Origin of the sequence: Pseudomonas sp. C5pp, assembly GCF_000814065.1 — a bacterium.
Taxonomy (GTDB): domain Bacteria; phylum Pseudomonadota; class Gammaproteobacteria; order Pseudomonadales; family Pseudomonadaceae; genus Aquipseudomonas; species Aquipseudomonas asiatica.
Genome location: NZ_JWLN01000063.1, coordinates 1 through 12,090 on the forward strand (window position 1 = coordinate 1; position 12,090 = coordinate 12,090).

The window sequence follows — 12,090 nt, forward strand, 5'->3', positions numbered from 1 at the left end:
GGCCGCGAAGCGGCCCCAGAATTCTCGGCGTCAACGCTGAAATCCTGGGGCCGCTTTGCGGCCCATCGCGACACAAGGCCGCTCCTACAATGACCGCGTCGGCCTGGTGTCACGCGACTGGAATAGCCGGGTCAGCCGCTGCCAGTGCTGCAGCACGTTCGGCCGCCGGCGGATAGATCCACACGGTATTGATCTGCGCCTTCAACACCTTGGCTTCGGCCTTGTCCTCCGGTGGCGACACCGTGCGTTCCCACCCTTCGGTATACACCGCCCCCCAGGCCCCAAGGTCCAGGCAGGTCGCGTACTTGGGCTGGCTGTAGGTCTTCGGTGCCACGCCAATCAGCTCGGCCGCCGCATTGTTACCCGCATGACGCCCCAGCGGAATCGCATGCTGGCAGGACATCACCGCGTAATTGCCAGCCTCGTCGCAGGCGGCGTAGGCCACATCACCCGCCGCGTACACGGCATCATTGCCTTTCACCTTGAGATTGCCATCGACATGCAAGCGGCCCTGGCGGTCGCGCTCGCCACTGATCTGTTCGGTGAGCGGGTTGGCCTTGAAGCCCACGGTCCAGATCACCGTGCTGGCGTCGATGCGCTTGCGGTTGTCCAGCACCACGCCGGCAGGGTCGACCGAGGCTACCGTGGCACCACAGATCCACTCCACGCCAAGGGCCTCGGAGGCCTGTTCGATGGCGGGGCGTATGCCGTCACCCAGGGCCGCGCCAATCCTCGCGCCACGGTCGACCACCACCACGCGCAATGCCGCGTCCTCGCCGAGGATTTCGCGCAGGCGGGCCGGCAGTTCGGTGGCGGTCTCGATGCCGGTAAAACCACCACCGGCCACCACCACGGTATTGCGCGCCGGTGTGTCGGGCAGGTTGGCCAGTGACTTCAGGTGGGTTTCCAGGCGCGCGGCGCTGTCGAGCTTGTCGACATCGAACACATGCTCGATGCCGACCATGTCGGGCCGGTTGAGCACGCTGCCGCAGGCCATGATCAGGCGGTCGTAGGGCAGGGTGCATTGGGTTCCGCTGCGGGTGCGATAGCCCACACGGCGGGCCGCTTCATCTATATGAAAGGCCGTGCCCTGCACGAAGCGGACGTTGGTGGCATCGAACAGCTCCTGCAACGGCGCGGCCATGGTATGTACGTCGGGTTCGTAGAAGCGCGGGCGCACATGCAGCTCGGCCTGGGGTGCAAGCAAGGTGACCTCGACATCCTTGCGGCCATGGAGGTCAAGCTGGCGGGCGGCGCTTAGCGCGCTCCACAGGCCGGCAAAGCCCGCGCCTATGATCAGGATCTGCTTCATGGTTGTGCTCCTCTAAAGTTCGGTTAACAAGGTAGACCCTGTTGCTGGATATTGGGGAGCGAGCATGCTTCAGAATGTTGGCGGCGTGATCACCCAGATCACCACGGCATCGACTTCACCGGGGTTGCCGTAGCGGTGCGGTTCCTGGCTCGAGAAGCTGAAACTGTCCCCTTCACCCAGCTGGAAATGCCGCTCGCCCACCCACAGCTCGAAGCTGCCGCTGAGGATGTAGCCGGCCTCTTCACCGTCGTGGCTGTAACTCTGTTGGCTGTAGCTGCCCGGAGGGAAGCGCGAATGCAGGATTTCCAGCTGACGGTTGGGCTGGGGCGTGAGCAGTTGATCGACGATACCGTCTTCGTAATGCACGCTCAGGCGGCTGTTGCGTCGTACCACATAGCCCTGGTCTTCGGGCGCAGTGATGGCTTCGCTGGCGAAGAACCACTGGATGGTCACCCCCAGGCTGCGGGCGATGTTGAACAGCGCCGGAATCGATGGATAGGAGAGGTTGCGCTCCAGCTGGCTGATGTAGCCGGCGGTCAGCTCACTGTGCGCGGCCAGCTCCGCCAGGGTCATGCCACGGCGCTTGCGCAGGCCGCGAATGCGGCTGCCGAGAAACTGCGGCGCGGCGCCCCCGGCTTCGCTGGCGGGGGGCTGGGGGAGTTGGCTCATGCACGTCGGTCCATCGTAAAAGCCGCAGTATGTACAGCCTCAGAGCGCCCAGGCAACCGTCAGGCCATCGTGAATCGCTTCTTCGGCGGTACGCGGCGCCAGGCAGTCGCCAATGCGGCGCACCTCGACCAGGCCGGCCAGCTCCGTTGCCAGGCGGTCTTCCGGTTGATGGCCCTGGCACAGTACCAGGGTGTCGATGCCTTCGAAGATCATCGGCTCGCCGCTGGCGGTGTGCTGCAGGTACACCGTGTTGTCGTCGCAGCCATACAGGCGGGCATACGGTGTGATGGGAATACCCAGGCGATGCAGCTCGCCGGCCAGTTGGTCGCGTACGTACAGCGGCAGGCTTTCGCCGCAATGGGTGCCATTGACCGCCAGCTGCACCTGGTGGCCGTCGCGTACCAGGCGTTCGGCGATGCCGGGGCCGATCCAGTCGCAGCGCCAGTCGATCACCAGTACCGAGCGGCCCGGTTTTGCTTCACTGCGCAGTATTTGCCAGGCATCCACCACCTGTAGATCACCGGTGCGCTCGAAGGCCGGCCAGTAGGGGGTGGCACCGGTGGCGGCGATCACCAGGTCGGGGCGTACCCGTTCGACCAGTGCACGGTCGACCCGGGTGTTGCGCACCACTTCCACGCCCGCCAGGGCCATTTCCCGTTGCAAGTTGGTGCTGGCGCCACCGAACTCGCTGCGCCGTGGCAGCAACTGGGCCAGCAGCACCTGGCCACCGAGCTGCGGGCCAGCCTCGTACAGCGTGACCTGATGCCCGCGCGCAGCGGCCACGGCGGCGGCTTTCATGCCGGCGGGCCCGCCACCGGCCACGAGGATGCGCTTGGGGCGGGTGGTGGGTGGCAGTTGCTCGTACTGCAACTCGCGGCCAGTCTCCGGTCGCTGGATGCAGGAAATGGGCAGGCCGCGGTGGAAATGGCCGATGCAGGCCTGGTTGCAGGCGATACAGGCACGTACGTCCTCGACCTGGCCATGCTCGGTCTTGTTGGGCATCTGCGGGTCGCATATAAGCGCGCGGGTCATGCCGCAGACGTCGGCCTGGCCGCGGGCCAGGATCAGTTCGGCTTCCTGGGGCTGGTTGATACGCCCGGTGACGAACAGCGGGATGCCCAGGTGTTGTTTGAAGGTGCCGGCCTCACGGGCCAAGTAGGCCGGTTGAATGGCCATCGGCGGCACGATATGCACGGCGCCGCCGAGGGACGCCGACGTGCCGGCAACGATGTGCAGGTAGTCGAGCTGGCCTTGCAAGGCAACCGCTGCGGCCAGCGATTCATCCTCGCTCAGCCCCTGGCTGTCGCGCTCGTCGGCACTGATGCGCAGGCCGATGATGAACTGCTCGTCGGTAGCCGCGCGTACGGCGGCCAGCACTTCGCGCAGGAACCGCAGGCGCTGCTCCAGCTCACCGTTGTAGCCATCCAAGCGCTGGTTTATCCGCGGGTTGAGGAACTGCGCAGGCAGGTAGCCATGGCTGGCCACCACTTCAACGCCATCCAGCCCGGCCTGGTGCAGGCGGCGGGCAGCGCTGGCATAGCCCTGGACGATCTCGTCGATCATCGCCTGGTCCAGCGCGCGCGGCATCACCCGGAAGCGTTCATTGGGTACCGCGGACGCCGAGTAGGCCACCGCCAGCAAACCGTCCGCCGATTCCATGATCTCCCGCCCGGGGTGGAACAGTTGCGACAGCACCACGGTGCCATGCTCATGGCAGGCCTCGGCAAGCTGGCGGTAGCCGTCGATGCAGGCATCGTCGGTGGCCATCAGCACATGCGAGGTGTAGCGAGCGCTGTCATGCACCCCGGCCACCTGCAGCACGATCAGGCCGACGCCACCGGCGGCGCGGGCGCGCTGGTAGGCGATGAGCTTGTCGTTGACCAGGTTGTCGGTAGGCAGGCAGGTGTCGTGGCCGCTGGACATGATGCGGTTCTTCAAGCGTTTGCCGCGGATCTGCAAGGCTTCGAACAGATGAGGGAAGGCGGTCTGCATACAGGCGGCTCCGGTGCGATGTTGTTCTTGTTTTTTTATGAAAGTGTAGCGCCAGTAAAAAATCAACTTGTTTTTTTACTGGTCGGCGACTAGGTTTTTCTCACCCTCGTGGCGAGGGCGTGACCTCACAACAACAAGAAAACGGGCCCCTCGGGCACCGGCAGGAGGCAACTACGATGCAGGTATTCCCACGTGTAAGCAGCCTTTGCGCAGCGTTGCTGGCCATGGGCCTGGGCAGTGCGCAAGCGGCACCGCAGATGGTCGTGGTCGGCTATGGTGGTGCCGGCCAGAAAGCTCAGGACGAGGCGATCTTCAAACCGTTCAGTGCCCAGGATGGCAGCAAGCTGATCCAGAGTGAGTACAACGGCGAGATGGCACGGATCCAGGTAATGGCCGACACCGGCAATGTCGACTGGGACGTGGTGCAGATAGAAGGGCCTGACCTGATGCGTGGCTGCGACGAGGGCATCTACGAGCAGCTGGATTGGCAGCGCATGGGCCATGCGGGTGAACTGATTGCCGACGCGGCACAAGCCTGTGGCTCGGCCGCGCTGGTATGGAGCGTGGCCATTGCCTATGACCGCAGCAAGCTGGCCCAGGCGCCTGCGTCGTGGGCCGACTTCTGGGACGTGAACAAGTACCCAGGCAAGCGCGGCCTGCGCAAGCGTGCGGTGTACAACCTGGAGTTCGCCCTGATGGCAGATGGGGTGAAGGTCGAGGATGTGTATCAGGTACTGGCCACCCCGGCAGGGATCGAGCGTGCCTTTGCCAAGCTCAGCGAGCTCAAGCCGTATATCCAGTGGTGGGACGCCGGCGCCCAACCTGCCCAGTGGCTGGCGGCGGGAGACGTGGTGATGACCTCGACCTATAGCGGGCGCATCGCCGTCGCGGCCCAGCAGGGCAGCCCGCTGGCGGTGGTCTGGCCTGGCAGCCTGTATGGCATGGATTACTGGGCGATCATCAAAGGTTCGCGGCATGTCGACCAGGCCAAGCGGCTGATTGCCTACGCCAACCAGCCGGACACCCAGGTGCGTTATGTGCAGCAGATTCCCTATGGGCCGACCAACACCCAGGCGGCGGCGAAGCTAGACCCGTCCCTGGCCAGCTGGGTGCCTACTTCGCCGCAGAACCTGCAGGGGGCGTTGGCGATGAATGTGGAATTCTGGGTCGACCATGGCGAAGAGCTGGAGCAGCGCTTCAATGCGTGGGCCAGCAAATAGCGTACTGCAAAGGTATGACGATGATGACCACAACGGAACAAAGCCTGCGCCAGGAGCTGGCCGCCTGTTATCGGCTGATCGCCCATTTCCGCATGAGCGACCTGATCTTCACCCATATTTCCCTGCGCCTGCCGGGGCCGGAGCATCACTTCCTGATCAATCCGTACGGCTTGCTGTTCGATGAGATCACGGCCTCCAGCCTGGTGAAGATCGACCTGCAGGGCCGGCCGGTTGAAGCGACGCCGCACCCGGTCAACCCGGCCGGTTTCGTCATCCACAGCGCCATCCATGCTGCCCGCGAGGATGCCCGTTGTGTGTTGCACACCCACACCCGGGCAGGTTGTGCGGTGGCGGCGCTGGAATGTGGGCTGCTACCGCTCAACCAGATGTCCATGGAGTTTTATGGCAAGGTGGCATACCACGCCTATGAAGGGATTGCGCTGGACATGGATGAGCAGCGAAGGCTGGTAGCCGACCTGGGCGACAAGCCAGTGATGATTCTGCGCAACCATGGCCTGCTGACTACCGGGCGCAGCGTGGCCGAAGCGTTCCTGCGCATGTACTACCTGGAGAAGGCGTGCGAGATCCAGTTGGCGGCACAGAGTGCCGGGCAGGTGATTTTACCGCCCGCCGAAGTGTGTAGGCATACCGAGCGGCAGTTCAATGATCCGGGGCGGGGGTTGAAGCAGGGCGAGCTGGCGGATCCGGATGCGTTGCAGCTGGCGTGGGCGGCGTTGTTGCGGATGCTGGAGCGAGTCGCGCCGGACTATCGTCGTTGACATTGGCGCACTCGCGGTGAAAGCCATCTTGCCCTCGCATCGCGTTTGCAGCGCGAGGGCAAGACGTTTCTACGCTGTCGGCGAGGGGCTTACCGGACCTCAGGCACGATGATCGCTGTCGGTGCCTCGTGCGCCCGCCCCCGTGCCACCCAGTAGTACAGCACGCTCGGCACTACCAGGCCGATCAGCCACGAAATATCCACACCGCCCAGGTGCGCGACCAGCGGCCCTGTGTACAGTTTGGTGTCGATGAACGGCATCTGTATCAGCACGCCCACGGTGTAGACGATGATTCCTGGCCAGTTCCAGCGGCCGTATCGGCCTTGCGGGTCGGCGAGGGCGGGGATGTCGTAACGCTCCTTGGTGATGAAGTAGTAGTCGACCAGGTTGACCGCGCTCCACGGCACGAAAAACGTCAGCAGGAAGAGGATGAAGGATTTGAACGCGCTGAGGAACGAATGCTGGCCAAGCAAGGCCACCAGGGTGGCGGCGCCGACGATGCCCAGTACGAACAGCAGGCGCTGCGCACGGCTTATCGCCAAGTGGCCGCGGACGCCGCTGATGATGGTTGCAATGCACATGAAGCTGCCATAAGAGTTCAGCGTCGAGATGGTCACCTTGCCAAAGGCGATGCAGAAATACAGCAGCGCTGCGGTGCTACCGGCGCCACCCAGGCCGACAATGTAGGCCACTTCGTGACCGGAGAACTGAGCGCCGGCGATGGCGGCGGCGAACACCCCGAGGATCATTGATGCCTGGGCACCGATCACCGAGCCCAGGCCTGCGGCGAGGAACGTTCGCACTGGCGATGTACTGCTTGGCAGATAGCGCGAGTAGTCGGCCACATAGGGGCCGAAGGCGATCTGCCAGGACGCAGCCAGTGATACGGCGAGCAGGAACGATGCCCAACTGAAGTGGCGGTTGTCGAGTAACTGCCCGATGTCGGCCAGCATCATGATGCGACTGAACAGGTAGACGAAGGCAATGATGCCCAGCACGCTGGCGATTCGGCCAATCCAGTGGATCACCCGGTATCCGGCCAGGGTAGCAAGCACGATTATGCTGGCGAATATCAGGATGCCAGTGCTGTCGCTGACGTCGAGCAATTGGCCGATCGCCTGCCCTGAGAGTACCGTGCCGGTGGCGGTGAAGCCCAGGTACATCAGGCATACCAGCACCATCGGTATGGCCGCGCCGTACACCCCGAACTGCACGCGGCTGGAAATCATCTGCGGCAGCCCCAGACGAGGACCTTGAGCGGCATGAAGGGCCATGACCGCGCCGCCGATCAATTGACCGAGCAGCAGGCCGATCAGCGACCAGAACACGTCGCCACCGAGCACCACGGCCAGGGCGCCGGTCACGATTGCCGTGATCTGCAAGTTGGCTCCGAGCCACAGGGTGAACTGACTGTACACGCGTCCATGGCGTTCAGTCTCGGGTATGTAGTCGATCGAGCGCCGCTCGAGTACGGGTTTGCTGGACATTCAGTGGCTCCGCTTCATTGTTTTTGTGTAAGCGAGTCAGTCATCGGCGGGACGCGAGGCGGATGACCTCGCATGATATGAGCATGTATATACAAGTCAGGTCAAGCCATCTCTTGCGAGTGAAACAGTCGTGCTGTTGCGCAATGATGGGTTGCAACTGTGCTGGTCCCTGTCAAAGGAATAGCCTTATGCTGTAACGAAATATGTCTAGAAAGCTTGAAGAAGGATGTCGCAATGCCGCTCAAGGACCTGCTTATCGCTCTGGTGGTGATTGTCGCCTGGGGAGTCAACTTCGTGGTCATCAAGGTTGGTCTCGATGGGTTGCCGCCGATGTTGCTGGGGGCATTGCGCTTCTTGCTGGTGGCGTTCCCGGCGATCTTGCTGGTCAAGCGGCCGAAGTTGCCCTGGCGCTGGCTGATCGCCTACGGCGCGACCATTTCGTTGGGCCAGTTCGCTTTCCTGTTCCAGGCCATGTACAGCGGCATGCCGCCAGGGCTGGCCTCGCTGATCCTGCAATCGCAGGCGTTCTTCACCCTCGGCTTCGCCGCGTTGTTCCTTGGCGAGCGGCTGCGCCTGGCCAGCGTACTGGGGCTGCTGGTGGCCGCCAGCGGCCTGGCGCTTATCGGCAGCGAAGACGGCGGCCATGTGCCGATGTTGGCGCTGGTACTGACCCTGTGTGCCGGCGCGATGTGGGGCATGGGCAACATCATCACCCGGCGCTTTGGCTCGGTTGACCTGGTGGCGCTGGTTATCTGGGGCGGGCTGATCCCGCCACTACCGTTCCTTGCGTTGTCCTGGTGGCTGGAGGGGCCGGAGCGCATCGGCCACGCCATTGCCAATATCAGCTGGAGTTCGGTATTGGCCCTGGCTTACCTGGCGTTTGTCGCCACCATGCTCGGCTATAGCCTGTGGAGCAAGTTGCTGTCGCGCCACCCGGCCGGCAAGGTTGCGCCGTTCTCGCTGCTGGTGCCTGTGATTGGCCTGAGTTCGTCGGCGTTGTTGCTGGGCGAGCGTCTGACCGCGACCCAGGGCTGGGGCGCATTGCTGGTGATGGCCGGGTTGCTGGTGAACGTGTTTGGCGCCCGCATTGGCCAACGGCTGCGCGCGGTTAGCGCGTAGTTGATCCTTCAACCACTGCCCGACTGAAAATCGCAAGCCAGCACAATCCCTGTGGGAGCGGGCGTGCCCGCGAACACGGGCGAAGCCCGTGCCAACCACCGCGGTGCCTGCTTCGCGGGCACGCCCGCTCCCACAATGACTGCATATCTGCGAGTGGATTTGCGCTCTGTTAGAATCGGCCTCTTTTGCCAGGCCAATGGAGCGCACCCATGATCATTTCCACCACCAGCCAGCTCGAAGGCCGCCCGATTGCCGAATACCTGGGTGTGGTCAGCTCCGAATCGGTGCAGGGCATCAATTTCGTGCGCGATTTCTTTGCACGTTTTCGCGACTTCTTCGGCGGGCGTTCGCAAACCCTGGAAAGCGCACTGCGCGAAGCCCGGGAGCAGGCCACCGAAGAACTGAAGGCGCGGGCACGCCAGTTGCAAGCCGATGCGGTAGTGGGGGTGGATTTCGAGATCAGCATGCCGTCGGTACAGGGCGGCATGGTCGTTGTATTTGCTACTGGTACAGCGGTGCGCCTGAAGTAGAGCGTCTGCCGCTGGTCGGGTCCAAGGCTTCGGTCTGGGCGGTCCGCAAATGACCAGCTAGTCTCACTTTCACAGGTCGCGTTTGGTAGAGCAACTGTTCTGGTTGCCGACGCGTCCGCCACTGGAGGGAGACAGGGCATGAGCGAATCCTTTTTCGAAGACCTGAACGACGCGTTCCCCATCAACAGCCAGGTGCGTTGCGGCCAAGCGGCATTTCGCCTGGGCTTCGCCCACATGACGCTGGATGATTCCGAACAGCTCCAGCCTGCACACCTGCAGCGCAGCAAAAAAGGCCGCTTCATGCCGCGGGTTCCGCTCAAGAAGTGATCCCGCTCCAGCACAACCCCGCCGAATGGCGGGGTTTTTATTGCCATTTCTTGATCCGCCTCATGGCATTGCCGGGTTGCGCTCGCAGGATGGCCAAGGCTGTGGTTTTCTTGCGCGGCATTCCAGCAACGGAGGATTGAATGCTCATGCGAGTCAGGGAAGAGACCTATTGGCAATGGGCCGACGCACAGCTGCACAGCCGCTGCCACGACGAAGCACTCAGTGACGGCACCACGCTCGACGTGCAGGTGCGCCTGTCGCGCCTGGGGGCGACCCAACTGTTTTTGGGGTTGTACGCCGGTGATGGGCGAGCGTTGCTGGAGGAGTATTACCCCGCACGCCCAGGCGAGACCATGACTCGCGCCCTGGTGTGGGGTGTAGACCGCGCCCGGGCGATGGCAACCGGCGCCTTGCCGCTGCCGGAACCCCGCAGCCAGCGGCGCCAGGCATGAAAAAGCCCGGCCTGTGAGGGCCGGGCTCAGGTAAAGGTGGGAACCCTCAGTTGAGCGGTTCGATCACCTTGACTGCCTGCTGCTCACGGGCAGCGGGCCATTCTTGTTGCAGGGTCTGCAGAACGCGGCCGACGAACTCGGTGTCGGCGGCGGCCTTCTTGCCGACGTAGCCTTGGCCACGGCGGTAGACCTTGAAGCGGGCACGCATGCTGGGCAGGTGCTCTTCGAATTCATCTTCGACGGTGTTCGGTGGCAGGCGGTCGAGGCGCACTTCACCGGTCTGGCTTACCCACAGCAGATGGTCGTCAAGGCTGTCCTTGCGTACGGCGAACAGCTGGGCCAATTGGTCGATAGTCGGATTGTTGTTCAAGTTCATCATAAAGCCCCCATTACCCATTCGTAGGTGATTTTTCACAGTTGGCGCTACCACGGTGTAGCGCACTACCAAGGCTGCTACAGCAGCATCGCAACAGGGGCTTTCTCACGCTGCCTTTTGGACAGTTTCCCTCTCCACGGACGGCCTGCGTTACCGCGCAGGCCGTCTGGAACACCCTTGCCACCGCTCCCGATCAGGGAGACGGCTTCATCATGCCCAAGGGCGATGAACGGCGTCAACCATTTTGTAGTGAATATTTTTTCTCACTACATTGTGTCGTTTTGTTCGACAATCGCTGCCCGCACTACAGCCCGGAGAGAATGTCGAAGGCTGCGCGCACCCGGGCTTCGTTCGGGTAGTTTCGGTTGGCCAGCAACACCACGGCCAGTTGTTCGGCGGGAACGAACGCGGCGTAGGCGCCGAAACCATTGGTCGAGCCGGTCTTGTTGTACCAGGCTGCCGGCAGCGGCGGCAGGGCTGGTTGCAGGCGTGTGGTTGCCTGCGGTTCACGGATAAGCTGCGGGCCGTTGCCATCGACCAGTGTGGCCAGCGTGACCGGGTAGGGGTAACGCTCCCAGCCCAGGCCCTGGGTCATGGCGCCGACCTGGAAGTAGCCCCGCTGGGTGATGGCGGTGGCTTGTGCCAGCGCCGGTGGCAGCCCCTCCGGCTGCATGTGCAGGCGCACATAGCGCAGCAGGTCGCTGGCGCTGGTCTTGATGCCGTAGGCTTCGTCGGCGTAAGGGCCGGGGCCGACACGCACCGGCTTGTCGACACTGTCGTAGCCCTGGGCATACAACCCCTGGGCGCTGGCCGGGACCTGCAGATAGGTGTTTCGCAGGCCCATCTGTTTCAGTAGGCCCTCGCTCATCAGCGTGGAAAACGGCTGATGCTGCGCTCGGGCGGCCAGGTCACCGAACAAGCCCAGGCTGGGGTTCGAGTAGCAGCGCTGGGTGCTGGGTTTGGCGCGGGGCTGCCAGTGACGGAAGAAATCGACCACCTGCTGCGGCGTCTGCACCGCATCCGGGAACTGCAACGGCAGGCAGTCGGCACTATAGGCGCCCAGCTCCAGCACGCTTGCGTCGCCGATGGGGGCGCCGGCAAGGGCCGGGTGATAGCGCTTGGCCGGGGCATCGAGGTCCAGCTTGCCTTCGGCACTGGCCAGTGCGGCCAGGGTGGCGGTGTAGGTCTTGCTCAGCGAACCGATCTCGAACAGCGTGTCGCGGCTGACCGGCACATTGTCGGCCTTGCTGGCCACGCCATAGCTGAAGTAGTGCGCGTGGTTGCGAGCATAGACAGCCACGGCCATGCCGGTGATGCCTTGCTCCTGCATCAGCGGGCGGATGATCTGGTCGACCTTGGCCTGCAACTGGTCGCCGGCCTGAGCGGCACTGTAGCCCAGGGTGAGAGTGATGGCGGCTGCAAGTGCAGCCAAGCGGGAGAGGGGCATGAGCGGGTCCTGTGCTGGAGCGTGTCCGTTGAGCGACACCGGTGGGGGTTCCGGCGTTAGCGGCGAAAAACCGAAGACCTTATCGTCTGCCCTTGCACAATGACAAGACGGAAACTGTGATGAAGTATTTGCGCATGTTATTCGACAATTTCACCCTGGCCTTGCTCGGGGTGGTGCTGATTGCCACCGTGCTGCCTTGCTCGGGCGACGGCGCAGTGTATTTTGGTTGGCTGACCAACCTGGCCATCGGCCTGCTGTTCTTCCTGCACGGCGCCAAGCTGTCGCGCGAGGCGATCATTGCCGGAGCGGGGCACTGGCGCCTGCACTTGCTGGTGTTCTCCTGCACCTTCGTGCTGTTCCCGCTGCTGGGCCTGGCGTTC

13 protein-coding genes are annotated in these 12,090 nt (G+C 63.4%); 7 read left to right on the top strand and 6 right to left on the bottom strand.

Going from position 1 to position 12,090, the window contains the following annotated elements; translation table 11 throughout:
* Positions 1 to 109: 109 nt before the first annotated feature.
* From RR51_RS27795 to RR51_RS27805, 3 genes are all read right to left on the bottom strand, one after another.
* Positions 110 to 1,312: an NAD(P)/FAD-dependent oxidoreductase gene (locus RR51_RS27795; RefSeq protein ID WP_039615403.1), complete on the bottom strand. Its 1,203-nt coding sequence runs from the start codon at positions 1,310 to 1,312 to the stop codon at positions 110 to 112.
* A gap of 69 nt (positions 1,313 to 1,381) precedes the next feature.
* The gene (locus tag RR51_RS27800; RefSeq protein WP_015270174.1) at positions 1,382 to 1,981 is read right to left on the bottom strand and encodes a helix-turn-helix domain-containing protein; all 600 of its coding nucleotides are present in this window, start codon (positions 1,979 to 1,981) and stop codon (positions 1,382 to 1,384) included.
* A gap of 39 nt (positions 1,982 to 2,020) precedes the next feature.
* Entirely contained in the window at positions 2,021 to 3,973 is a 1,953-nt protein-coding gene (locus RR51_RS27805; protein ID WP_039615404.1) for an oxidoreductase, read from the bottom strand.
* Between the two features lie 176 nt (positions 3,974 to 4,149).
* Here RR51_RS27805 and RR51_RS27810 point away from each other — a divergent pair, with 176 nt between their 5' ends.
* Positions 4,150 to 5,193: an ABC transporter substrate-binding protein gene (locus tag RR51_RS27810; RefSeq protein ID WP_039615405.1), complete on the top strand. Its 1,044-nt coding sequence runs from the start codon at positions 4,150 to 4,152 to the stop codon at positions 5,191 to 5,193.
* Positions 5,194 to 5,216: 23 nt separating this feature from the next.
* Entirely contained in the window at positions 5,217 to 5,972 is a 756-nt protein-coding gene (locus RR51_RS27815; protein ID WP_039615409.1) for a class II aldolase/adducin family protein, read from the top strand.
* Between the two features lie 89 nt (positions 5,973 to 6,061).
* Here RR51_RS27815 and RR51_RS27820 read toward each other — a convergent pair whose 3' ends face one another.
* Entirely contained in the window at positions 6,062 to 7,459 is a 1,398-nt protein-coding gene (locus RR51_RS27820) for a purine-cytosine permease family protein (RefSeq protein WP_039615406.1), read from the bottom strand.
* 234 nt (positions 7,460 to 7,693) lie between these two features.
* On the opposite strand from RR51_RS27820, the gene RR51_RS27825 reads away from it, so the two are divergent.
* The 4 genes from RR51_RS27825 (at position 7,694) to RR51_RS27840 (ending at position 9,887) form a co-directional block, all read left to right on the top strand.
* Positions 7,694 to 8,578 (top strand): EamA family transporter, encoded by an 885-nt coding sequence (locus RR51_RS27825; protein ID WP_003258991.1) that lies wholly within the window; start codon positions 7,694 to 7,696, stop codon positions 8,576 to 8,578.
* 209 nt (positions 8,579 to 8,787) lie between these two features.
* The gene (locus tag RR51_RS27830; protein WP_003258990.1) at positions 8,788 to 9,108 is read left to right on the top strand and encodes a YbjQ family protein; all 321 of its coding nucleotides are present in this window, start codon (positions 8,788 to 8,790) and stop codon (positions 9,106 to 9,108) included.
* Positions 9,109 to 9,246: 138 nt separating this feature from the next.
* Positions 9,247 to 9,435 carry a hypothetical protein gene (locus tag RR51_RS27835; protein ID WP_003253897.1) on the top strand — a complete coding sequence of 63 codons (189 nt, stop codon included), beginning with the start codon at positions 9,247 to 9,249 and terminating at the stop codon, positions 9,433 to 9,435.
* A 140-nt stretch (positions 9,436 to 9,575) separates the two neighbouring features.
* Entirely contained in the window at positions 9,576 to 9,887 is a 312-nt protein-coding gene (locus tag RR51_RS27840) for a hypothetical protein (RefSeq protein WP_023663278.1), read from the top strand.
* A 46-nt stretch (positions 9,888 to 9,933) separates the two neighbouring features.
* Here RR51_RS27840 and RR51_RS27845 read toward each other — a convergent pair whose 3' ends face one another.
* Together RR51_RS27845 and ampC are read right to left on the bottom strand one after the other, a co-directional pair.
* Positions 9,934 to 10,266 (bottom strand): hypothetical protein, encoded by a 333-nt coding sequence (locus RR51_RS27845; RefSeq protein WP_003253895.1) that lies wholly within the window; start codon positions 10,264 to 10,266, stop codon positions 9,934 to 9,936.
* A 301-nt stretch (positions 10,267 to 10,567) separates the two neighbouring features.
* Complete coding sequence (ampC, locus tag RR51_RS27850; RefSeq protein WP_039615407.1) at positions 10,568 to 11,710, bottom strand: class C beta-lactamase; 1,143 nt, start codon at positions 11,708 to 11,710, stop codon at positions 10,568 to 10,570.
* Positions 11,711 to 11,829: 119 nt separating this feature from the next.
* On the opposite strand from ampC, the gene RR51_RS27855 reads away from it, so the two are divergent.
* Positions 11,830 to 12,090 (top strand): bile acid:sodium symporter (locus RR51_RS27855; RefSeq protein WP_039615408.1); only part of this gene is annotated, 261 nt, incomplete at its 3' end.